The 20,173-nt window shown below is 71.3% G+C and carries 20 protein-coding genes; 10 read left to right on the top strand and 10 right to left on the bottom strand.

All coding sequences use genetic code 11. The features are described from left to right. Positions 1 to 68: 68 nt before the first annotated feature. From AA23TX_RS23325 to AA23TX_RS23280, 10 genes are all read right to left on the bottom strand, one after another. Positions 69 to 500, bottom strand: a complete 432-nt coding sequence (locus AA23TX_RS23325; protein ID WP_155544991.1) for a hypothetical protein — start codon at positions 498 to 500, stop codon at positions 69 to 71. Then, positions 497 to 1,609: a hypothetical protein gene (locus AA23TX_RS23320; protein WP_155544990.1), complete on the bottom strand. Its 1,113-nt coding sequence runs from the start codon at positions 1,607 to 1,609 to the stop codon at positions 497 to 499. The genes AA23TX_RS23325 and AA23TX_RS23320 overlap by 4 nt, the downstream gene beginning before the upstream one ends. Before the next feature lie 9 nt (positions 1,610 to 1,618). Continuing rightward, positions 1,619 to 2,563: a hypothetical protein gene (locus AA23TX_RS23315; protein ID WP_155544989.1), complete on the bottom strand. Its 945-nt coding sequence runs from the start codon at positions 2,561 to 2,563 to the stop codon at positions 1,619 to 1,621. A gap of 22 nt (positions 2,564 to 2,585) precedes the next feature. Further along, complete coding sequence (locus tag AA23TX_RS23310; protein ID WP_155544988.1) at positions 2,586 to 3,455, bottom strand: phage distal tail protein; 870 nt, start codon at positions 3,453 to 3,455, stop codon at positions 2,586 to 2,588. Beyond that, the gene (locus AA23TX_RS23305) at positions 3,437 to 5,068 is read right to left on the bottom strand and encodes a phage tail protein (protein ID WP_155544987.1); all 1,632 of its coding nucleotides are present in this window, start codon (positions 5,066 to 5,068) and stop codon (positions 3,437 to 3,439) included. The genes AA23TX_RS23310 and AA23TX_RS23305 overlap by 19 nt, the downstream gene beginning before the upstream one ends. Before the next feature lie 4 nt (positions 5,069 to 5,072). Then, positions 5,073 to 5,393, bottom strand: a complete 321-nt coding sequence (locus AA23TX_RS23300; RefSeq protein WP_230862683.1) for a hypothetical protein — start codon at positions 5,391 to 5,393, stop codon at positions 5,073 to 5,075. A 47-nt stretch (positions 5,394 to 5,440) separates the two neighbouring features. Then, positions 5,441 to 5,749, bottom strand: coding sequence for a hypothetical protein (locus AA23TX_RS23295; protein ID WP_155544985.1), 309 nt, complete (start codon positions 5,747 to 5,749; stop codon positions 5,441 to 5,443). 23 nt (positions 5,750 to 5,772) lie between these two features. After that, entirely contained in the window at positions 5,773 to 6,357 is a 585-nt protein-coding gene (locus tag AA23TX_RS23290; protein WP_155544984.1) for a phage tail tube protein, read from the bottom strand. A 30-nt stretch (positions 6,358 to 6,387) separates the two neighbouring features. Continuing rightward, positions 6,388 to 6,807, bottom strand: a complete 420-nt coding sequence (locus AA23TX_RS23285; protein WP_155544983.1) for a hypothetical protein — start codon at positions 6,805 to 6,807, stop codon at positions 6,388 to 6,390. Positions 6,808 to 6,968: 161 nt separating this feature from the next. Then, entirely contained in the window at positions 6,969 to 10,193 is a 3,225-nt protein-coding gene (locus tag AA23TX_RS23280) for a GH92 family glycosyl hydrolase (protein ID WP_155544982.1), read from the bottom strand. Positions 10,194 to 10,497: 304 nt separating this feature from the next. Between AA23TX_RS23280 and AA23TX_RS23275 the strand changes: the two genes are divergently transcribed. From AA23TX_RS23275 to AA23TX_RS23230, 10 genes are all read left to right on the top strand, one after another. Continuing rightward, positions 10,498 to 11,481, top strand: a complete 984-nt coding sequence (locus AA23TX_RS23275) for a LacI family DNA-binding transcriptional regulator (RefSeq protein ID WP_155544981.1) — start codon at positions 10,498 to 10,500, stop codon at positions 11,479 to 11,481. Beyond that, positions 11,478 to 12,515, top strand: coding sequence for a class I mannose-6-phosphate isomerase (locus tag AA23TX_RS23270; RefSeq protein WP_155544980.1), 1,038 nt, complete (start codon positions 11,478 to 11,480; stop codon positions 12,513 to 12,515). Before AA23TX_RS23275 ends, AA23TX_RS23270 begins: the two co-directional genes overlap by 4 nt. Next, complete coding sequence (locus tag AA23TX_RS23265) at positions 12,512 to 13,276, top strand: ATP-binding cassette domain-containing protein (protein WP_155544979.1); 765 nt, start codon at positions 12,512 to 12,514, stop codon at positions 13,274 to 13,276. Before AA23TX_RS23270 ends, AA23TX_RS23265 begins: the two co-directional genes overlap by 4 nt. After that, positions 13,273 to 14,316 (top strand): ABC transporter permease, encoded by a 1,044-nt coding sequence (locus AA23TX_RS23260; protein ID WP_155544978.1) that lies wholly within the window; start codon positions 13,273 to 13,275, stop codon positions 14,314 to 14,316. Before AA23TX_RS23265 ends, AA23TX_RS23260 begins: the two co-directional genes overlap by 4 nt. A gap of 28 nt (positions 14,317 to 14,344) precedes the next feature. Then, entirely contained in the window at positions 14,345 to 15,343 is a 999-nt protein-coding gene (locus AA23TX_RS23255) for an ABC transporter substrate-binding protein (RefSeq protein ID WP_155544977.1), read from the top strand. 198 nt (positions 15,344 to 15,541) lie between these two features. Then, a complete protein-coding gene (locus AA23TX_RS23250; protein ID WP_155544976.1) occupies positions 15,542 to 16,249 on the top strand; it encodes a hypothetical protein in 708 nt (235 codons plus the stop codon). Between the two features lie 45 nt (positions 16,250 to 16,294). Then, the gene (locus AA23TX_RS23245) at positions 16,295 to 17,347 is read left to right on the top strand and encodes a sensor histidine kinase (RefSeq protein WP_196425494.1); all 1,053 of its coding nucleotides are present in this window, start codon (positions 16,295 to 16,297) and stop codon (positions 17,345 to 17,347) included. Next, positions 17,344 to 18,099: a LytR/AlgR family response regulator transcription factor gene (locus AA23TX_RS23240; protein ID WP_155544975.1), complete on the top strand. Its 756-nt coding sequence runs from the start codon at positions 17,344 to 17,346 to the stop codon at positions 18,097 to 18,099. The genes AA23TX_RS23245 and AA23TX_RS23240 overlap by 4 nt, the downstream gene beginning before the upstream one ends. Beyond that, positions 18,096 to 18,446: a hypothetical protein gene (locus AA23TX_RS23235; RefSeq protein WP_155544974.1), complete on the top strand. Its 351-nt coding sequence runs from the start codon at positions 18,096 to 18,098 to the stop codon at positions 18,444 to 18,446. Before AA23TX_RS23240 ends, AA23TX_RS23235 begins: the two co-directional genes overlap by 4 nt. Next, complete coding sequence (locus AA23TX_RS23230; protein WP_155544973.1) at positions 18,446 to 20,170, top strand: sodium/solute symporter; 1,725 nt, start codon at positions 18,446 to 18,448, stop codon at positions 20,168 to 20,170. The genes AA23TX_RS23235 and AA23TX_RS23230 overlap by 1 nt, the downstream gene beginning before the upstream one ends. The last annotated feature ends 3 nt before the right edge of the window (positions 20,171 to 20,173 follow it).

Genomic DNA, 20,173 nt, shown 5'->3' with positions numbered 1-20,173 from the left:
ACACCTTCGGCAACGCCCGACGAACCGGTCAAGAGGGCGGTGAATACCTGTCTCGTTCCGGACAGCGGTCAGCCCGCGAGCGCGAAGGCCGTCACCCGCACTGTCCCCGTGGCCCCGGTCCGCCGCGCTTCGACCACCAGCTCGGCGCTCGCGGCGACGGCGACTTCGTGGCGGCTGACGTCGCCGGTGACCGCGAAGGTCTCGGCCGCTTCGCCGTCCACGACCACCCGTACCTCGCCTTCGCTGTCGGCCACGGCCTCCAGTACGACCACGAACGCGCCGGGCCGGGTGAGCAGCCGGACCAACGGGGTCCAGCCGCCCGCGGTCGTGCCGGGCCAGTCCTGCGGGCGCGCCGGTTGGAAGGCCAGCGCCGGGCCGGGCTCGGCGGCGACCGCCGCCGCGAACGTCGCGGTGTGGCGGGTGCCTTCGAGCACGCGCAGGCGCCGCTGCACCTCCCGCAGCAGCGTGACGAGCGTGTCCGGGTGGTTGACGCGGCTCACGACGGCTCCAGAAAGGGTTCGACGGTCAACACGACCTCCTCCTGCCCGGCGTCGTCGCCGGGGGTGACCGACAGCCCGAGCAGCCGGACGGTGACGTCGAGCTGGTCCCCGGCGAAGAACGGGTCGTCGACGACGATCCGCGCGTCGTCGCCGACCGAGTACGACCCGACGACGGGGTCGAGATCGGCGCGCACGGTCAGCTCGGGCAGCACGACGGGCCGCCGCCGCGCCGCCAGCTCGCCGGCGACGTGCGCGGCGAGCATCGCGGCGTCGGTGGTGTCCACCGGCGCGGCCGCGGCTTCCAGCAACGGCCAGCCACCCGTCGTGGCGCTCGGATCCGACCGCACCACCGGGACGCCCCCGGCGGCGGCGTTCCCCATCCCGAGCACCCGGGTCGCCATGCTCGCGGCGTCGCTCGGCCAGACGAAGTCGACCAGGTTCGCGCCGTACTCCCAGACGAACGCGCGCTCCCCGCCGGGCAGGCCCAGGCGCGGGTACCCCAGGCGCAGCAGGCGTTCCGGCTGGCCGCTCTCGTCGTAACGGACGTCGAAGCCGAAGTCGAACCCGGTGTCGGTGTTGGCGAGGTCCCGCACGACCTCCGCGACCGACTTCAGGTCGGCCGAGGCGTAGCTCACCGTGCGCAGGACGCCGGAGCTCGCCGAGCCGGTCACCACCACCCCGAGGTCGCCGCCGTCCGCCGCCTGCGCGAGGTCCAGCAGCCCTCGCACGATCGCGAGCTGGTCGGTGGCCGTGAACGACACCGGCCGGGTCAGGTCCGCGGGGTCGAGGACCAGCCGGTGGTCGAAGTAGGACGCGAAGTCCGCGGCGGTCAGCTCCAGCACGCCGCCGGCCGCGCTGTAGCGGCTGGTCCAGACGATGCCGCCCCACACCAGGTCGCCGTCCCGGTCGACGTAGAGCGCGGTACGGCCCGGCTCGGCGAGCAGCCGCGGCTCCCGGATGCGGATCTCCGGGTCGTCGACCCGTAGCTGCCCGCGCAGCGTGCCGGTGTCGTTCAGCTTCTTGTCGAACTGCACGCCGGCCAGCGGGAGTTCGTCGAGGATCGCGCCGGTGCGCAGGTCCGCGATCAGGTAGGTGTACGACGTGCCCATGTGCCGCGCCTAGTAGGTCGAGAACGTGAGGCCGTCGAGGGAGAACCAGCCGGCGTTGCCCGTCGTCGCCATCACCTCGCCGGTCGGCAGGATGTCCACGCGGCCGTGCGCGTCCGGGGTGGTGGAGACGCCGAGCAGCCAGTGTGCGACCGGCCGGTAGCCGACCGGCAGCGTCAAGATCGGCTTGTCGAAGACACCGTTGCGGACCAGGCCGCGCAGGCGCACCCAGCCGTCGTCCATCAGGGTGTAGGCGGCGGTGGTGAACCCGCCGCCGTAGTTGACCCAGCTGTTCTGCAACGTCGCCGTGCGCCAGGTGTCCCCGCGCGGCGGGCGGTAGGGCACCCACGCGGTGCCGCGCTTGCACAGCAGCACCCCGGTGTCGAGGCGGTAGACGAACTGGCTGCTGTGCGTGGTCGCGACCGGCGGCAGGTCGGCGTCCCCGCGCACCGGCAGGATCCCGCTCAGCGCGGCGGTGAACTGGCGCCGGTCGAGCAGCGTCGGCGCGGTACCCGCCGGCGGCACCTGCACTTCGGCCAGCACGAGCACCGGGGACCCGCTCGGGGTCGGCCGGACCGGGGCGGCCGCGTTCTCCCCCGCGTAGACGTTGACCGCGAAGGCGCCACCGACGATCTCGGCGACCACGAGGTCCACTCGGGACAGTGACGCGTGCGCCGCGCCGAAGGGCAGTTCCTTCACCGCGTCCAGCGTGACGATGTAGGGGCCGTCGCCCGGCCGGGCCCGGTCGGTGAGCACGGCCTGGAACGGGTTGACGCGCAGCTTGTTCGACGCGATCGCGACCAGCCCGGGCGTGCCCGGCGAGTCCCGGATGCCCGGGCGCGCCCGTAGCGGGTCGAGCGCGTCGCCGGTCGCGTCCGCCTGCACCAGTGCGCCGGTGATCAACCGGGCTTCGGCCGAGTCGACGCCGTCGACCCACCCCGCGTGCCGTTCCGCCATCGCAAGCTCCCCTTCTCGCTCTTCAGATCCACGCGTCCCGCCAGCGGACGGTCAGCGTGCCCGCTTCGGCGTCGTCGAAAGCTTCGAACCCGATCGCCGTGCCGCCCGGCGGGAACCCGAACCAGCTCGACCGCGGCTGCAGCACCGAACGGCGGGACGCCGTGCCGAGGAACACCGTGCGCGCGGCGGTGTCGACGGTCAGCACGTCCCCTTCGGCGAGGCTCAGCGAGAACGCGAGCCGTTCGCCGGTCGAATCGTTGCGGATCACCGGCTGCGTGCACGGGCCGGTGATCGTCCACACCGGACGGGTGGTCACCGTGCCGCCGTTCACGACCGCCAGTGAGCCGCCCTCGGATTGCCCGAACACCAACGGGAACCGGAGCGGCAAGGTGATGCCTCGCCCGGGTTTCGGCAGCCCGCAGGACAGCTCGTGGACGTCCGCGCCGTAGCGCAGCGGATCGGGCGCGGTGACCTGCAGGGACCAGTCGAAGCTCACCGGTGTGGTGTCGGCGACCTTGGTCCCGGCGGACAGCCGGACCAGCGCACGGCGGGTCACGGTGCGCTCCCGCACGACGAGCTCGGCCGGTGCCGAGCCGTCCGCGAGGACCGCGGCGATCCGGTCCTTCGCCCGCTCGTGGGCGTCTTCGTCGGGCGCGACGGCGGTGCCCTCCAAGGTGATCACCCGCGCCGCGCGGAACGACGGCGCGTCGAAAGCGCCGTCGCGCTGGGGGCGGTCGGCGAGTTCGAGCCGCACGCCGGGCCCGGTCGACCAGCCGTCCTCCTTGGTCACCCACCACTCGACGCCGTCCGCGTCCACGACGTTGCCCGCCCAGCCGTCCACTTCGTAGACCGGCAGCGCGAGCGACACGGCACTCAGCGTTTCGCCGCCCATGCCACCTCCCGGGCCGCGACGCGGCCGATCTCGTATTCGGACTGGCCCGCCCGCGGGTGCACGTTGACCGTCACCGAGCCACCCGGCGCGGAGCGGGCGACCGGGCCCACCGCGGACGCCGCGACCGTCTTGGCCAGGTTCGCCACCGCAGGGCGGATCGTCGAGGAACCCGGCAGTGGCACGAGCCGGGTCATCGCGCCGGAGACCTGGTCACCGCTCGCCTCGATGCCGACCGTCAGCCCGGCCCCGATGTTGCGGCCGATGTCGGCCATCACCTGCGACGGCGAGAAGATCTTGAGCACGCTCTTGATCGGGCCGGGGATCTTGTCGACGATGAAGTTCTTGATCGCCGAGACGATGTTCCCCGCCATGTCGCGGATCCCGCCGATGAACCCTTCGATCAGCGACTTCCCGGCGCCGTAGAGGGTCTTCCCGATGTTGCCGAGCGCGCCGACGACCCGGCCGGGCAGCCCGCGCACGAACGAAACGACCCCGGAGATGGCGTTGCTCACCGCGGATCTGGCCTGGTCGAAGGCGTTCCGCACGATGCCGACCACCTGACCGACGCCGCGGACCGTCGCGACGACCGTGCGGATCGCGCCGGTGACCACCGCCTTGACCGCGTTGAACACCGCCGTGACGACCGTGCGCACGATGGTGAAGTAGGTGGTGACGTACGTGCGGATCACGGTGACCGCGACTTGGATGACCTTCGCGATGTAGGGCCACACAACCGCGATGACGCCGCGGATCGTGTTCACCGCCCCGAGCACGACGTTCTTCACGGCGGTGAAGACGGCGTTCACGATGTTCCGGAACGTGGTGCTGCGGTTGTAGGCCAGCACGACCGCCGCCACGAGCAGGGTGATCGCGGTGATGATCAGGCCGATGGGGTTGAGCCGCATGACGACGTTGAGCAGTCCTTGCGCGATCGACCAGAGCCGGGTCGCGACGGCGACGACGCGTTGCGCGACGGCCATCGCCACCGTCCGCGCGGTCGCGATCACCGCCTGGACCGCGGTTTTCGCGTAGGCGACGGCGAGCTGAGCCAGGTTCCGCACGGCGCCCGCGGCGGCCAGTGCCGTGCTCCGGGCTTGGGCGGCGAACCGGCCGATCGCCTGCCCCGCGCTCGTCGCGGCCTGCCGGGCGCTGTTCAGCCCCTGGGTGAGCGCACCCCGCAGCGACGTCCCGAGGTCGCGGATCGCGCCTGGGGCGTTCTTGACCATGTTCTTGAGGTCGTTGCCGAGCTTCTGCACTTCGACGGCGCTTTCGCGCAGCCCGGTGCGCAGGTCCTTGATGGCGCCCGGCAGCTCCCGCATCGCGGCCGCGGCATCCTTGACCTGCCCGACGGTGTTCTGCACGGCGGTCGACGCGGTGTTGATCGCGTCGGCGAAGCCCACCACGTCGGTGACCGCCGCGGTCACGGCCGGGTGCGTCTCCTTGAACTTGGCGGTCATCTCGCCGAGTTCCTTGTTGACGTGCTCGGTGAACCCTTCGGTCAGCTTCGTGGCCGCGTCGGAGACGGCGTTCGTGATCGACTCGCGGATGCCGTCGATCAGCGCCGTCACCTGGGCCTGCGCCGCGTTGGTGATGGCCGACGTCGGCTGCGTCACGAATTCACCTCCCTGGGGTGCCGAAGAACGCGGCGATCTCGTCGGTGCTCGCCGCCGGGTCGGGTTCGGGCTCCAGCCCCGGGCGCGGGACCGGCCGCGGCCGGTCCGGCTGGTCGGCGCCCTCGGCGGAGTTGGCCGCGACGAACAGCCAATTGCCCACCGCCAGCTCGTCGACCGCGCCCGCGAGCAGGTGCTCGGTCAGGCCCCACTCGGCCGCCTCGCCGTGCAGGGCGCGGACCAGCGCCGACTCGCGGGGCAGGTGCCGGATCAGCACCCGCAGCCGCCTCGGTGTCAGCTTGCCGCGGTAGTAGTCGAGCAGGTCCACCCGGTAGAACCGGAGCAGGTCGGCTTCGACGGCCTCGCCGTGCTCGCTCAGGAGCGCGTCGAGGCCGAGGATTCCCCCAGCGCCATACCGGTGTCTCGGCCGTAGGCCTCCAGCAGGGCCTGGACGTCCTGCACGCTCAGCGCGTGCCGGCCGAGCTTCTCGAACTGCTCGGCGCCGAGCAGCACCTCGAGCAGACCGTCCAAATCGGACGGATCGAGACCGGACAACCGCGCCACCGCTTCCCGGGGCAGCTCGGTCGGCAGGCTGAAGGTGTCGCCGTCCAGCTCGAACTCCCAGCGCTCCCCCAGGGCTTCCAGGCGCTGCGCGCGGACGGCGTTGACGTTGTACTTCGCCATTTCGTGCGTTCCCCCTCGCCCGCTCAGGCGGACTTTTCTTCGGCGGCGGCCGCCGCGGCGCCGGCGGCCGGGTTGATCGACCACTGCGCGAGCGGCTCGGACGTGCTGTTGATCGGTGTCATCGCGGTGAAGGTGACGCCGAGCTTGATCGCCGACGTCCGGGTGATCGCGGTTTCGTCGGTCTCGGTGACGACCCCGCGCGGGATGTAGAACCGGTGCTTCACGTTCGGGCCGTCGCTGAACTCGATGCCGAGCGCGCGTTCGTCGACCCGGGGCGCGGCGGCGATGTTGTAGACGCCGTTCGTCCCGGCGGGTGCGCTGAAGAAGAACTGCAGGGTGTCGCTGTTGATCTGCAGCAGCGAGAACTTCGCGGAGAAGTCGCGGTCGCTGAAGACGTACCGGATCGCGGCCACCGACTGCCACGTGTCCACCGGGTCCAGCTTGTCCTTCTTGACGAACTTGACGCCGTCGGCGGTGGTGTAGCCGAGGTCGACCCACGGCGACGCCCACGGCTTGGTGAAGTCGGCCGGTGCGGCGGTGTGCGCCGGCGCCACGTAGATGGCCCCGGTTCCCGCCACCCGGATCTCGCTGGCGTTCAGTCCTGGCATGAGCAGCCCTCCCACTGCGCCGCCGGCCGGTCAGGCCGGTCTGGATACGACTTGCGCGACGAACCGGTACCGCATGACGTACCGGTTCGCGTCGGAATGCCTCCGGTCGAGCACGAAGCACGGCCCCTGGAGCTCGGTCGTGTCGGGGAACACCGTGCCGCCGGAAACGCCCAGGAGCGGCAGCACACCCCGCACGGCCAGCGCGACCGCGTGCGCGGCGGTCTTGTCCGGACCGTAGGAGTCCAGCCGCACTTCCGCGTGGTCGAGCCGGTCGTCGTCGAGGTAGACGCCGCCGAGCCGGGTGAGCACGACGGCTCGTTGGGTACCGTCGAAGCCCGGCGGGACCGACGATCCCACCGGGACGCCGGACAGTTCGGGCCGGGCGCGGAGGAACTCCGCGACGGCCTGCTCGACATCCGGGAACACCAACGGTTCCGGCGAAACCGGCACGCGCGACCCACCTCCCCACTCCCCTTGGGTCGGACCAACGTAACGCAGAGATCATCGCGAGTAAGGGGCCGAACGGGGGATGACGCTGGCCGGATCCGGCCATTCCGCCGTCATGGGAACGGCCCCCTCCCGTGCGGGAGGGGGCCGTCGTCTTCGGGGGTTTACGCGCCGACGCCGATGGCGAACACGTGGAGCGCGCCGCCGCTGACGTTCGACGGCAGCGTCACGCTCGCCACCGTCTTGCCCGCGTCCAAGGTGATCGGGTTGGTGCCGAACACCATGGTGCGGATCTGCTGCGGGTCGCTGCCCGAAGCGTTGCGGTACGGCGTGGACAGCACGATCCGGTTGCCGAACGACGGCTGCGCGCCGCCGCCACCGAGGGTCCAGTCGGAGAACCCGATGGTGGCCGTCGACTGGCTGCCGTCGGTGTAGGTCACCGTCAGCGTTCCCGACGCGTTGCCGTTGGACGCCGAGCCGAGCAGCGCCAGGCGTCCGGAACCGGAGACGTTCACCGTCTGGCCGTTCGCGACCACGTTGTCGGGGTCGCCGGCCGGGAACGACGGCCAGGTGAACTTGATGCCGTCACTCGTCACCGTGCCGCCCGGGGTGGCGCCGGCCGCGGCCAGCGCGTCGGCCGAGTAGCTCCAGCCGCCGCCGTCGAAGTTGGCCTTCGACGAGTCGGAGTCCGGCGAGATGCCGGCGTTGTCGACCGTGGCGAGCCAGCTGTTCGGCTGCGCCACGAGCACCGTCAGCACCGCTTGCGTCGAAGCCACGCCCGGCGCCGAGAACGTCACCGGGATGCGGCGGGCGCCGTCGGCCAGACCGGCCGGCACCGAAACCGTCAGGTCGGCGTGCGCCTTGCCGCCCGCCGGGACGGCGATGCTGCCCGACGCCGGCGTCAGCGTGATCCCGTCGACGCTGCCCGCGGTGTAGGTCCAGGTCCGGGCGGTCCCGGAGAGGTCCTGGACTCCCACGGACGCCTGGGACGTCGACCCCGCAGGGGTCACCGCGCGCGCCGGGTCCACAAAGGACAGGCTCGGCTTCTCCTGCTCGCGGAACGACGGCGGCGCGTCGGCCGTCGCGCTGCCCCACGCCGTCGCCGTCGCGGAGCGGGTGTAGTCGAGCGTGCCACCGCTGGAGATGAGCGCCTCCGGCAGCCATGCCTTGGCGGCCGCGCCGCCGTTGACCTTGAGGCTGCCCACGTAGTCACCGGTGCCCGGGGCGTTGATGGTGACCTTCTTGCCCGCGCCGGTGGTGAGCACGGCGTGCTCGAAGCGCGGGGTGACGAGCAGCGTCTCGGCGCGGCCCGGGATCTCCGGGTAGACGCCGAGCGCCGACCAGACGTACCAGGCCGACATCTGGCCGAGGTCGTCGTTGCCGATCAGGCCTTCGGGACGCGGGTTGTACAGCTCGTCCATCGAGCGGTGCACGATCGACTGGGTCTTGGCCGGGGCGCCCGCGTAGGAGTAGACGTACGGCGCGTTGGAGTTCGGCTCGTTGCCCATGAAGGCGTACGGCTCCTGCGTGCCCGCGTTCAGCTGGGTGAAGAAGGTGTCCAGCCGCGACTGGGTCGCGGTGTTCCCGCCGAACGCCGTCACGACGCCGCCGAGGTCGTAGGGCACCATCCACTCGTACTGCGCGCCGTTGCCCTCGACCCAGCCCTGCGAGCTGGCGGGGTCGTAGGTGCCGGCGAACGAGCCGTCCGCGTTGCGCGGCTGCAGGTGGCCGGTGCCCGGGTTGTAGAGGTTCTGCCAGTTCTGCGCGCGCTTCATGAACGTCGTGTACGTCGCGCTGTCGCCGAGCCGCTTGGCGAACTGGGCGATGGAGAAGTCGGCGCTGGTGTATTCGAGGGTGTCCGCGCCGGCGCCCGGCACGTACCCGAGCTTCTGGTAGTCGTCGAGGCCCGGCCGCTCGGTGTAGCCCTGTGTCGGCTGGGTGGCTCCCTTGATCATGAGCAGCAACGCCTTCTGGGCGTCGAAGTCACGCGCGCCGAACGCGTACGCGCTGGAGACGATGATGTGGTACGGGTCGCCGTTCATCACGCCGGTGTAGTCGTTGGCCACCGTCCAGCGGTCCCACGACCCGCCCTGCTCGGCGTAGGCCATCATCGACCGGACGATGTCCGAGGTCTCCTTCGGGTCGATCGTCGCCAGGAGGGGGACCTCCGAGCGGTAGATGTCCCAGCCGGAGAAGTTGGTGTACATCGCGTGGCCCTTGTCGGCCGTGTGGATCCGGCCGTCGAAGCCGATGTACTGCCCGTTGACGTCGGAGAAGACGTTCGGCTGGATCAGCGAGTGGTAGAGCGAGGTGTAGAACGTCGTCATGTCGGCGTCGGAACCGCCGGTGACGGCGATCTTGCCGAGCTGCGCGTTCCACGCCTTGCGCGCGCCCGCCGCGATGGTGTCGAAGGACTTGCCGGTGTTCTCCGCCTTCAAGTTCGCCTTCGCGCCGTCGACGGACACAAAGGACAGTCCGACCTGGACGTTCACCTGGGCGCCGTTGAGGTTCGCGAAGGTGACGTACCCGCCGCTGCCCGGGCCGCTGACGGTCGTGTTCTGCTGCTTGGCCGTGGTGGTGCGCGCGATCGACGCGTCGACGCCGTTGGGCTGCGCGACCTTCGCCTTGGCCCCACCGGTTTCCGCGGCCTTGTTCGGCGTCACGGCGCCGTTCTTCCAGGTGCCGATCGACGCGAACGGCGTGTCGAACTTGGCCGAGAAGTAGACGCGGTAGCTGTTGCGCGCCCCGCAGAAGCGGCCGCTGGTGGCCCAGCCGCTGATGGTGTCCTTGCCGATGGTGATCGACGCGTCGTCGGTGCCGTTGACCGAGCCCGAGGTGTTGACCAGCAGCGTCGAGGACGCGCCGGCCGGGTAGGTCAGCCGCGCGGAGCCGGTGCGCTGGGTCGCGCTCAGCTCGACCTTCGCGCCGCTGTCGAGGGTGACGTCGTAGGCACCGGCGGTCGCGTGTTCGTTGGCGTGCGAGAACTTCGACGTGTAGTGCGCCGGGTCGGTCGCCGGCGAAGTCGTCACTTCACCGACATAAGGGATGAACGGGATGTCCTGATAGGTCGAACAGCCGGCGCCCGAAAGGTGCGTGAGGCTGAACCCGGTCAGGGCGTCGTCGTCGTAGAAGTACCCGCCGGGCTGGGACTTCACCGTGTCGGGACTCCACTGGACCATCCCGAACGGCGCCACCGCGCCCGGGAACGTGTTGCCGGCACCGCCCCCGGTGCCGTGGTCGGCGCCGCCGGGCCGCGTGCCCACGAAGGGGTTGACCCACTTCGCGAAATCGGTGCTCTGAGCTGCCGCGGCGGGGACAGCGGGAGCCACCGCTGCGGTCACCGCCAGTGTCAAAAAGGTCAAACCGGCTCTGAAGCGCAAACGCGCCATGGCCATCGCCTCTCACGTCGTCAGCGCGACCGAAATGACAACCTTGTCGCGCAGTCGGTCGAACGGGGCAACCTTGGGCAGCGGCTCACCGGACCGTCAAGGGTCCCGTCAAGACCTGTCCACTTCGGGACAGCAAGATCAGCCGTCTGACCTACGACGTCGGTAGCCGAATCGGCACAATCCGCACGCAGACCGTTGACAAGCCATGGGCGGGTGGCGTTCAATCCCGTGCACTATGACAACGTTGTCTCCTCCCGGCCGGGACCGCGACGGCGCACCGCGCACCGCGAGCAGGCGGGCCACCATGAGCGATGTGGCCCGGCTGGCGGGCGTCAGCATCAAGACCGTCTCGCGCGTGGTCAACGACGAACCGGCGGTGCACCCGGACACCGCCGAGCGGGTCATGGCGGCCATCGAGCAGCTGGGGTTCCGGCGCAACCTGGGCGCGCGCAACCTGCGCCGCGGGTCGACCACCGGCACCATCGGTCTGATCGTCGAGGACGTCGGCAACCCCTTCTACTCCGAGCTGAACCGTGCGGTCGAGCGTATCGCGACGTCGTTCGGGCGCCAGGTGCTCACCGGCTCGTCCGAGGAGAACTCCGACCGCGAGCGCGAGCTCGTGCTGGAGTTCTGCGCGCGGCGGGTGGACGGCATCCTCGTCGTCCCGGCCGGCCTGCAGCACGGCTACCTGGTGCCGGAGATGCGCGCGGGCACGCCGGTGGTGTTCATCGACCGGCCGGCCGGCGACATCGTGGCCGACACGGTGCTGGTCGACAACCTCGGCGGCACCATCGAGGCCGTCACCCACCTGGCGAAGCACGGCCACCGCCGGATCGCGTTCCTCGGCGACAGCCCGGACATCTTCACCGCGGCCGAGCGCCTGCGCGGGTTCCGCGAAGGCTGCGTCCGCAACGGGATCTCCTACGACGAGTCGCTGGTCTCCATGCGGACGCCGACGCAGGAGTACATCGGCGACGCCGTGAAGCGCCTGATGCACGGCCCGGACGCGGCCACCGCGGTGATCGCCGGCAACAACCGGGTCGCCGTGCACGTGCTGCGCGCGCTGGCCCACGCCGAGCAGCGCCCGGCGATGGTCGGCTTCGACGACTTCGAGCTGGCGGACCTGCTCGACCCGCCGGTCACCGTCGTCGCGCACGACGTGAGCGCGCTCGGCCACGCCGCGGCCGAGCTGCTCTTCGCCCGTGTCCAAGGAGATCAGTCCCCGCCCAGAAAGGTCGTCCTGCCCGTGCATCTCGTCGCCCGCGGCTCCGGTGAGGTCGCCCCGTGACCCTCGAACCCCTCCGGCTCCCCGCCAACCAGCCGCCGCAGTTCTACCGCGGCGGCGACGCCATCGCGGCACTGCGCGGCGCGTCGCCGGACAAGAAGTTCGGCCCGGAAGACTGGGTCGCCTCGGTGAGCACCATGTTCGGCCAGGAGACCAACGGCCTGACCCGGCTCCCCGGCGGTGACTGGCTGCGCGACGCGGTCGTCGCGAACCCGAACGGCTGGCTCGGCGCCAAGCACGTCGAGGCGCTCGGGACGTCGACCGGGCTGCTGGTCAAGCTGCTCGACGCGGGTCAGCGGCTGCCCGTGCACTTCCACCCGGACGACGCCTTCGCGAAGCAGCACTTCGACTCGCACTTCGGCAAGACCGAGGCGTGGATCGTGGTCGGCACCTACGGCGACGACCCGCGCGTCTACCCCGGCTTCAAGGAGACGTTGTCCAAGGCGACCGTGTCCGAGTGGACGCGAGAGCAGGACGTGCCGAGCATGCTGGGCGCGCTGAACAGCGTCCCGGTGACCCCGGGCGACACCGTCTACATCCCGGCCGGGCTCCCGCACGCGATCGGCGAGGGCGTGTTCGTCGTCGAGCTGCAGCAGCCGACGGACTTCTCGCTCACCATCGAGTGGCGTGACTTCCTCGCGTCGCCGGAAAAGGGCCACCTCGGGCTCGGCTTCGACACCGCCATCGAGGCACTCGACACTTCGGGCTGGGACGCCGAGCGGCTCGAGACGATCGTCAAGCGCACGGCGGGCGATCGCGCGTCCACCGTGGACCTGCTCGCCGGCGGATCGGAGCGGTTCTTCCGAGCCGACCAGCTGCGCACCGACGAAACGACAACGTTGTCACTCGACCCGTCGTTCGCGGTGCTCGTCGTCCTCGACGGCGAGGGCACCCTGCGCACCGAGCACGGCGGCGAGCACGCGCTGGCGAAGGGCGACACCTACGTCGTGCCGTTCGACGCCGGCCAGACCGAGCTGTCCGGCACGGCGACGGTGATCCGCTGCCGTCCGCCGGCGCCGGAGGAGAGGCACGGATGAGCGAAATCCTGCTGGAAGCGGTCGACCTGACGAAGCACTACGGGTCGGTCGAAGCCTTGCGCGGGGCGGCTTTCCAGGCCCGCGCGGGCGAGGTGACGGCCTTGATCGGCGACAACGGCGCCGGCAAGTCCACTTTGGTCAAATGCCTCTCTGGCGCGGAACAGCCGACGTCGGGGAAGATCCTCCTCGACGGCGCCGAGGCGCACTTCGACTCGCCGACCACGGCCCGGCGCCTCGGCATCGAGACCGTGTACCAGGACCTGGCCGTCGCCCCCGAGCTGGACCCGGCGGCCAACCTGTTCCTGGGCCGCGAAATCCACCGCAAGGGCATCCTCGGCAAGCTCGGCATGCTCGACAAGGCCGAGATGCGGCGGCAGGCCGTCGAGGAGTTCCAGCGCCTCGGCGTGACGCTGCAGAGCACCGACGTCCCGATCGGCTCGCTGTCCGGCGGGCAGCGCCAGAGCGTCGCGGTCGCGCGGTCGGTCGTGTGGGCGTCGAAGGTCGTGTTCATGGACGAGCCGACCGCGGCGCTCGGCGTCGTGCAGCGCGAGCGCGTGCTCGACGTCATCAAGAAGGTGCGCGACAAGGGCATCGCCGTCGTGCTGATCAGCCACAACATGCCCGAGGTGCTGTCGGTCGCCGACCGCGTCGAGGTGCTGCGGCTCGGCAAGCGCGTCGCCCGGTTCACCGGTCCGGACACGAAGCTCGAGGACCTCGTCGCGGCGATGACCGGCGCGCTCGTGCAGGAGGAGGCCGCGTGAGCGCACCCACCCAGGACATCCAGGAAACGCCCGAAGCGGGTTTCGGCAAGCGGCCGCTGGGCAAGCGCCTGGTCGGTGCCAACACGTTCTGGATCGCCCTCGTGCTGGTGGCGCTGATCATCGTGTTCAGCGTGCTCGCGCCGAGCGCGTTCCCGACGCTGTACAACTTCCAGCTGCTGCTCATCGAGACGGCCGTCCTGCTCGTGCTTTCGGTCGGCATGACGTTCGTGATCATCACGTCCGGCATCGACCTGTCGGTGGGCTCGGTGCTGATCTTCGCCGGTATGGTCGGCGGCAAGACGATGGAGGCGATGTCCGGGGGCAACGCCGGTGGCGCGGGCTGGGGCGTGATCATCGTCGGGCTGATCGTCGCCATCCTCGCCGGGACGGTGTGGGGCCTGATCAACGGCTTCCTCATCGCGGTCGCGGGCATCCCGCCGCTGATCGTCACGCTCGGCACGATGGGCGCGGCGCTCGGTGCGTCCCTGCTGCTCAACAACGGCAGTGACGTCCGCACGGTCCCGGTCGTGCTGAACAAGCAGCTCGGCTACGGCACGTCGTTCGGCGTCGTCCCGAACCTGGTGCTGATCGCCGTGGTGATCACGCTGGTCGGCGCGTGGCTGCTGCACACCACGAAGTTCGGCCGCTACACGTTCGCCATCGGCTCGAACGCCGAAGGCGCGCGGCGCGCGGGCATCGGCGTCACCGCGCACCTGATGAAGGTGTACACGCTGACCGGCGTCCTGGCCGGGCTCGCCGGGTTCCTGTCGCTGGCCTACTACAACTCGACCACCATCACCGGGCACACCAGCGACAACCTCAACGCCATCGCGGCGACGGTGATGGGCGGGACGAGCCTCTTCGGCGGCATCGGCTCGGTGCTCGGCACCGTGATCGGCGTGTTCATCCCGGCCGTGCTGAAGAAGGGGTTCAACATCACCGGCGTCCCGGACTTCTGGCAGATGATCGCGGTCGGCGCCGTGCTCATCGCCGCGGTCTGGTTCGACCAGCGCCGCCGCCGTCAACGCAACTCCCGCTGAGTTCCCCGAGTACGAAGAGGTGCTTTCGATGAACTTGACCAAGACGCTCGTCGCGGCCGGCGCGCTGGCGTCCGCCGCCGCGCTGCTCACCGCGTGCGGTTCCGGCACGGTGGGCGACACCGGCGGCGGCACCAGCCAGGCGAACTCGGCCAACGCCAAGAAGCTCGCGCTGATCCCGGGGGTGCAGGCCGAGCCGTTCTACATCTCCCTGCAGTGCGGCGCGGAGGCCGAGGCGAAGAAGCTCGGCTACGAGCTGACCACGCAGGCGCCCCAGAAGTTCGACGCGCCCCTGCAGACCCAGCTCGTCAACGCGCTCGGCGCGAACCCGCCGGCCGCGCTGCTCATCGCCCCGACCGACGACACGGCGATGCTCGCGCCGATCCAGCAGGTCAAGGCGCGCGGCGCGAAGATCGTCGAGGTCGACACGGCGCTGAAGGACACGAGCGTCGCGGCGTCTTCGATCTCTTCCGACAACGCCGCCGGCGGCAAGCTCGCCGCGCAGACCATGGCGAAGCTGGCCGCCGGCAAGGCCGGCTCGGTACTGGTGCTCGACACCATCGCCGGCACGTCGACGACGGCGGCGCGCGCGAAGGGCTTCGAGGAGGAGCTCAAGAACACCCCGAACCTCAAGTCCATCGGCATCCAGTTCACCCAGAACGAGCCCGACCAGGCCGCGTCCAAGGTGACCGCGGCGCTGGCCGCCAACCCGGACCTCATCGGCGTCTTCGCGACCAACCTCAACACCGGCGAAGGCGCGGCGACCGGCCTCCGCAACTCCGGCAAGGTCGGCGCGGTGAACCTGATCGGCTTCGACGCCAGCCCGTCCGAGGTCGAGGGCCTCAAGAACGGCCAGTACCAGGCCCTGATCGCCCAGGACCCGGCCTCGATCGGCACCCAGGGCGTCCAGCAGGCGGTGGCGGCCGTCGAGGGCAAGCCGGTGACGCGGAACCTCACCGCGGAACTGCACTCGATCACCAAGGCGGACATGGACGCCAACTCTCAGTACTTCTACAAGCAGTCCTGCTGATCCGTCCGTCAGGGTCCTGCGAGGGGTGTGCGCACCTCTTGCGGGGCTCTGACCAGCGGTTCACCAGCAGTAGTCGCTCAATGCCGGTCACCGCCGCGAGAGGACCGTTCGGCGCACCACCCGTTCCCCCGGTCGGGTGCCCGGCGTCACACTCACTTGCACATGCATCAGCACATGCATGATCGCAGGGAGGGTGCGATGAACTACGAACGGCCGGCCGCGCACCGGACGATCTTCGCCGTGGACGTCGAGGGCTACGGAGACCGGCGCAGGACCACACCACATCGCCTGGCGCTGCGCGAAGGGCTGTACCGCGCGCTGATCCGGGCCTTCGACGACGCCGGCGTCCCGTGGCGGCACTGCCGGAGGGAAGACTGCGGGGACGGCGTCTTCGTCCTCGTCCCGGCGGAGATCCCCAAGGGGCCCTTCGTCGAGTTCCTGCCCAACGCGCTCGCCGTGGCGGTGCACCGGCACAACCTGACCCACCACCCCGGGGCCCGGATCCGGCTGCGGATGGCACTGCACGCGGGCGAAGTCGCCTTCGACGACTTCGGCGTCACCGCACCGGCGATCAACCAGACGTTCCGGCTCCTGGAGGCCGCTCCGCTGAGGGCGGCGCTCAAGTCCTCGCGCGGGGTGCTGGCGCTGATCACGTCGGCCTGGTTCTTCGAGGAGGTCGTCCGGCACAGCGACGGGCTCGACCCGACGACGTTCCGGCCGGTGCCGGTGGCGGTCAAGGAGACCCGCACGACCGGCTGGATCTCGCTGCCGGACCGGCCGTACCCCGCCGACGCGAACCTGCTGGACCGGGAGCCCGCCCCGGTCACGGCGCTCGACGACTACCGCACCTGGCGCCGCCACCGCCGCCACGCCCAGGTGCTGGCCGACCGCGACGGCCCCGCGTAGCCGTAGGATCTGGTCCCCTGGACACCGTCGCCGAGGGGAGGCCCGATGACCGTGCACCTGCGCCCGGCGTCCCGCGCCGACCCGCTGCCGGTGCTCGCCGCCGCCCGCCGGATCACCGACGACCTGCGCGACGGCCTGTCCGGCACCCGGGCCCGCCGTGCCGCGCACGGCCTGCGCCGGCTCTTCGGCTTCCCGGGGCTCGGCCTCACCGACCTCTCCGGCTCGCTGCTCTGGTCGGGGCGGCCGGGGCCGGACGCGGTCGTCGCGACGGTCCTCGACGGCGTGCTCCACACCGAGGAACCCGGCTCGGCGCCGGACGTCCTCGTGCTGCCGCTGCACGTCCACGACGAACTGGCCGGGGCGCTGCTGGTCGTCGGCGACGTCCGGGACGCGGTCGCCGGCCAGGCCGCCGACCTCGTCGTCCAGGCTCTGGAGCGAGGCCGGCTCGAAGCGTCGGCCGAGCAGGCGGCCCAGGCCGAACTGCGGGCGCTGCGGGCCGAGATGTCGCCGCACTTCGTCTACAACGCGCTGACCGTCATCGCGTCGCTGGTGCGCTCGGACCCCGACCGCGCCCGCGACCTCATGCTCGACTTCGCCGACTACACCCGTTACAGCCTGGCGCGCCACGGCGAGTACACCGTGGTCGCCGAGGAGTTCCGCGCGATCGAGACGTACCTGGCATTGCAGCGGGCCGTGCTCGGCGAACGGCTGCGCGTCCAGGTGCGGGTCGCGCCGGAGATCCTCGCCGTCGCGGTGCCCTACCTCGTGCTGGAGCCGTTGGTGGAGAACGCGATCCGGCACGGCATCGAGCCGCGCTCGGGCACCGGGCTGGTCCAGGTGCACGGCCAGGCGGAAGGGAACGACTGCGTGATCTTCGTCGAGGACGACGGGGTGGGCATGAACCCGAAGCGCGCGGCGGACATCCTGGCCGGGCGCACCGGCGACGACGACCCCGCGGGCCTCGGACTGGCCAATGTGGACCGGCGGCTGCGGGACGTCTACGGCGCCTGGTACGGGCTGACCGTGGAAACCGAGGTCGGCGCGGGCACCCGGGTGATCGTGCGGGTGCCGCGGTTCCAGCCGGGGGTGCTGCCGTGACCGGGCTTCGCGTACTCGCCGTCGACGACCTGGCGCCGGCTTTGGACGAGTTGTGCCGCATGCTGCGCGAAGCGCCCGAAGTCGGCGAAGTCGTCGGCGCGGCTGACGCGCTGAAGGCGTTGAGGCTGCTTCAAGCCGACCGCTTCGACGCGGTGTTCCTCGACATCTCCATGCCGGGCCTCGACGGTCTCGAACTCGCCGGGCTGCTGGCGAAGCTGAGCGAGCCGCCGGTGATCGTGTTCGTCACGGCGCACGACGGGCACGCGGTGGCGGCGTACGGCATCGGCGCCGTCGACTACCTGCTCAAGCCGGTCCGCGCCGAACGGCTTTCCGCCGCACTGGCCAAGGTGACGCGCAACGCGACGCCGTCGTCGCGCTCGACCCCGGACGCGATGGCGGCGCTCCCCGTGGAGTCCGGCGGCCGCACGCGGTACGTCCGCCGCGACGACGTGCTGTTCGTGGAGGCCCACGGCGACTACGTCCGGCTGCACACGCGTGGCGGGGTCCACCTGGTGCGGATGCCGATTTCGCGGCTCGAGGAGTACTGGGAGGGCACCGGGTTCAGCCGGGTGCACCGCGGGTTCCTGCTCGCGGTGGGGGCGGTGCTGGAACTGCGCAGCGACTCGGCGGGCGGCCTGCTGGCCCACACGGACGCCGGCGACGTCCCGGTCAGCCGCCGGCACGCGCGTGACCTGCGGGACCGGCTGCTGGAGGCCGCTCAACGAGGTCAGCTCGGGCCGGGCTCGCGATGAGCAAGATCCGCCGGGTCGCCGTGACCAGCCCGCAGACCCGCCTCGCGCACGCCCGGCGCCGCTCCCGGCACCGCTGGCGGCAAACCCGCCTCCCCGTCGGCGACACCCAGCGCGCCACCACGCTCTACCGCGCCCAGCGCCGTCGCGGCGTGCCCGCCCTCGTCCTGATGTTCGTCCTCCTCCTCGGCCTGCCCGGCGTCTTCGCGATCTTCCCGGGCCTGGACACCGCGCGGCTGCTGGGGATCCCGGTGTCCTGGCTGATGATCGCCGTGCTGCCGTACCCGGCGATGGCCCTGCTGGCGCGCTGGCAGCTGCGCCGCGCCGAACGCCTCGAGGACGACGGCTAGTGGGCGTCGCGCTCGCCGTCGCGCCGGTCGTGCTCGTGACGCTGCTGATCGGCGTCCGCGGGGTCGCCGCGATGCGCACGACGTCGGACTTCCTCGTGGCCTCACGGCGGATCTCGCCGCTGGTGAACTCCGCCGCCGTCTCGGGCGAGTACCTGAGCGCGGCGTCGTTCCTCGGCGTCGCCGGGCTCGTGGTCAAGGACGGCATCGGGGCGCTCTGGTACCCGGTCGGCTTCACCGCCGGCTACATCGCGATGCTCGTGCTCGTGGCCGCGCCGATGCGGCGCTCGGGCGCGCTGACCGTCCCCGACTTCGCCGAGGCGCGGCTCAACTCCCCCGCCCTGCGCCGTCTCACCGCCGTCGTCGTGCTGGTGATCGGCACCATCTACGTCGTTCCGCAGTTCCGCACCGCCGGCCTGGTGCTCACCGCGGTCGGCCACACGCCGTACTGGGTCGGCGTCGTGCTGGCCGGCGCCGCGGTCAGCGTCACCCTCGCACTGGGCGGCATGCGCGCGGCGACGTACGTCCAGGCCTTCCAGTTCGTGCTGAAGCTGCTGCTGTTCCTGATCCCGGCCATCTGGCTCGTACTGCAGGCCGGCGCCGTCAACCGGACCGACGCCCTGAACCCGGTCGAGTTCACCCACTTCGCCCGCGAGACGCCGGTGAAGTTCGAAGTCGAAGTCACGATGGAAATCCGCGAGCCGACCGCCGTGCGGCGCAACGGCGTCCTGGAAACCCTGCCGCCCGGCGAGTTCATCGCGCGCAGCCAGGACGAGGTCGTGTTCGGCGCGGGCGCGGCGGTCCCGGCGGTCCGCGGCGGCGCCCCGCTCGGCGGGCACGACTGGCAGCGGCCGCTGCTCGACCTCGGCGACCAGGGCTACCCGCTGCTCGGGACGTGGGCGGTGCTGATCGCGACCATGCTCGGCACGATGGGCCTGCCGCACGTGCTCATGCGCTTCCACACCAGCCCCGACGGCCGCGCCGCCCGCCGCACCGCCGCGATCACGGTCGCGCTCCTCGGCGTCTTCTACCTCTTCCCCGGCGTCTACGGCGTCCTCGGCCGCGTGCTCGTCCCCGGGCTCTACCTCTCCGGCGCGACGGACACGGTCGTCGTCGCGCTGCCGTACCAAGTGGACAGTGGCTGGGCCGGCGGCCTCTTCACGGCGTTGCTCACCGCGGGCGCGTTCGCGGCGTTCCTGGCGACGTCGCTCGGCCTGCTGCTGGTGATGTCCGGCGCGATCGCGCACGACCTCGTCCCGGGCGGGCTGCGCCGGCTGCGGATCGCGGTGTTCGGCGTCGCCGCGATCATGGTGCTGCTGGCGCTGCGGTCGGCCGAGCTCGACGCCGGGGTGCTCGTCACGTGGGGCTTCACCGTCGCCGCGTCGACGTTCTGCCCGCTGCTCGTGCTCGGCATCTGGTGGCCGCGGCTGACGGCGGCCGGCGGGATCGCCGGGGTGCTGACCGGGCTCGTCGCGTCGTCGGGCTCGATCCTGTTCGCCCTCGCCGGGCCGCCGCTGCACGGCTGGGTGGCGATCTTGGTGCAGCAACCGGCACCCTGGTCGGTACCGCTGGCGTTCGGCGTAATGGCGTTGGTCTCCTTGCGGGGCAGGCCACCCGCTTGGTCCACGGCCGCGATGCTGCGCCTGCACCTGGACGAACCCCGTTCGTCGGGACCGCGCGACCGTTCGTCAACCGTTCGTCGTCTGGCCCGGCTGTTGAGCCGCTGAATC

Source organism: Amycolatopsis camponoti, from assembly GCF_902497555.1.
Classification (GTDB): Bacteria; Actinomycetota; Actinomycetes; order Mycobacteriales; family Pseudonocardiaceae; genus Amycolatopsis; species Amycolatopsis camponoti.
Note: the sequence above shows the minus strand (reverse complement) of the source record. Positions and strands in the feature narration are given on the sequence as shown.

Bases quoted from the DNA above. Each gene is read 5' to 3' on its own strand.
- AA23TX_RS23320 (WP_155544990.1), bottom strand. From the start codon at position 1,609: ATGGGCACGTCGTACACCTACCTGATCGCGGACCTGCGCACCGGCGCG.
- AA23TX_RS23315 (WP_155544989.1), bottom strand. From the start codon at position 2,563: ATGGCGGAACGGCACGCGGGGTGGGTCGACGGCGTCGACTCGGCCGAA.
- AA23TX_RS23310 (WP_155544988.1), bottom strand. From the start codon at position 3,455: ATGGGCGGCGAAACGCTGAGTGCCGTGTCGCTCGCGCTGCCGGTCTAC.
- AA23TX_RS23295 (WP_155544985.1), bottom strand. From the start codon at position 5,749: ATGGCGAAGTACAACGTCAACGCCGTCCGCGCGCAGCGCCTGGAAGCC.
- AA23TX_RS23290 (WP_155544984.1), bottom strand. From the start codon at position 6,357: ATGCCAGGACTGAACGCCAGCGAGATCCGGGTGGCGGGAACCGGGGCC.
- AA23TX_RS23280 (WP_155544982.1), bottom strand. From the start codon at position 10,193: ATGGCGCGTTTGCGCTTCAGAGCCGGTTTGACCTTTTTGACACTGGCG.
- AA23TX_RS23275 (WP_155544981.1), top strand. From the start codon at position 10,498: ATGAGCGATGTGGCCCGGCTGGCGGGCGTCAGCATCAAGACCGTCTCG.
- AA23TX_RS23265 (WP_155544979.1), top strand. From the start codon at position 12,512: ATGAGCGAAATCCTGCTGGAAGCGGTCGACCTGACGAAGCACTACGGG.
- AA23TX_RS23255 (WP_155544977.1), top strand. From the start codon at position 14,345: ATGAACTTGACCAAGACGCTCGTCGCGGCCGGCGCGCTGGCGTCCGCC.
- AA23TX_RS23250 (WP_155544976.1), top strand. From the start codon at position 15,542: ATGAACTACGAACGGCCGGCCGCGCACCGGACGATCTTCGCCGTGGAC.
- AA23TX_RS23245 (WP_196425494.1), top strand. From the start codon at position 16,295: ATGACCGTGCACCTGCGCCCGGCGTCCCGCGCCGACCCGCTGCCGGTG.
- AA23TX_RS23235 (WP_155544974.1), top strand. From the start codon at position 18,096: ATGAGCAAGATCCGCCGGGTCGCCGTGACCAGCCCGCAGACCCGCCTC.